We start from the raw sequence: 1,396 nt of genomic DNA, 5'->3' as shown, positions 1-1,396 counted from the left end.
AGGCTGAGACCTGATGCCGAGCCGATTGTGGTGAAGTGGATGATCCTATGCTGTCGAGAAAAGCCTCTAGCGAGTTTCATGGCGGCCCGTACCCTAAACCGACTCAGGTGGTCAGGTAGAGAATACCGAGGCGTTCGGGTGAACTATGGTTAAGGAACTCGGCAAAATGCCCCCGTAACTTCGGGAGAAGGGGGGCCATTCCTGGTGATAGCACTTGCTGCTTGAGCTGGGGGTGGCCGCAGAGACCAGCGAGAAGCGACTGTTTACTAAAAACACAGGTCCGTGCGAAGCCGTAAGGCGATGTATACGGACTGACGCCTGCCCGGTGCTGGAACGTTAAGGGGACCGGTTAGTCACTCTTCGGGGTGGCGAAGCTGAGAACTTAAGCGCCAGTAAACGGCGGTGGTAACTATAACCATCCTAAGGTAGCGAAATTCCTTGTCGGGTAAGTTCCGACCTGCACGAATGGCGTAACGACTTCTCGACTGTCTCAACCATAGGCCCGGTGAAATTGCACTACGAGTAAAGATGCTCGTTTCGCGCAGCAGGACGGAAAGACCCCGGGACCTTTACTACAGTTTGATATTGGTGTTCGGTTCGGCTTGTGTAGGATAGGTGGGAGACTGTGAAGCTTGGACGCCAGTTCAGGTGGAGTCGTCGTTGAAATACCACTCTGGTCGTGCTGGATGTCTAACCTGGGTCCGTGATCCGGATCAGGGACAGTGTCTGATGGGTAGTTTAACTGGGGCGGTTGCCTCCTAAAGAGTAACGGAGGCGCCCAAAGGTTCCCTCAGCCTGGTTGGCAATCAGGTGTTGAGTGTAAGTGCACAAGGGAGCTTGACTGTGAGACCGACGGGTCGAGCAGGGACGAAAGTCGGGACTAGTGATCCGGCGGTGGCTTGTGGAAGCGCCGTCGCTCAACGGATAAAAGGTACCCCGGGGATAACAGGCTGATCTTCCCCAAGAGTCCATATCGACGGGATGGTTTGGCACCTCGATGTCGGCTCGTCGCATCCTGGGGCTGGAGTCGGTCCCAAGGGTTGGGCTGTTCGCCCATTAAAGCGGTACGCGAGCTGGGTTTAGAACGTCGTGAGACAGTTCGGTCCCTATCCGCTGTGCGCGTAGGAGTCTTGAGAAGGGCTGTCCCTAGTACGAGAGGACCGGGACGGACGAACCTCTGGTGTGCCAGTTGTCCTGCCAAGGGCATGGCTGGTTGGCTACGTTCGGAAAGGATAACCGCTGAAAGCATCTAAGCGGGAAGCCTGCTTCGAGATGAGGACTCCCACCTCCTTGAGAGGGTAAGGCTCCCAGTAGACGACTGGGTTGATAGGCCGGATATGGAAGCCCTGTAAGGGGTGGAGTTGACCGGTACTAATAGGCCGAGGGCTTGTCCTCA

General features: G+C 56.1%; 1 rRNA gene (cut by a window edge). It reads left to right on the top strand.

From position 1 onward, the window contains the following. Positions 1 to 1,395, top strand: a 23S ribosomal RNA gene (locus tag ACFYV1_RS33595) (its annotated part extends 1,344 nt beyond the left edge of the window); the annotation flags it as partial. Position 1,396: the final 1 nt, after the last annotated feature.

The sequence above is a fragment of the Streptomyces sp. NPDC003023 genome (genome assembly GCF_042888225.1).
Lineage (GTDB): Bacteria > Actinomycetota > Actinomycetes > Streptomycetales > Streptomycetaceae > Streptomyces.
The sequence above is the reverse complement of the archived record's forward strand: the minus strand, read 5'-3'. Positions and strand labels throughout refer to the sequence as shown.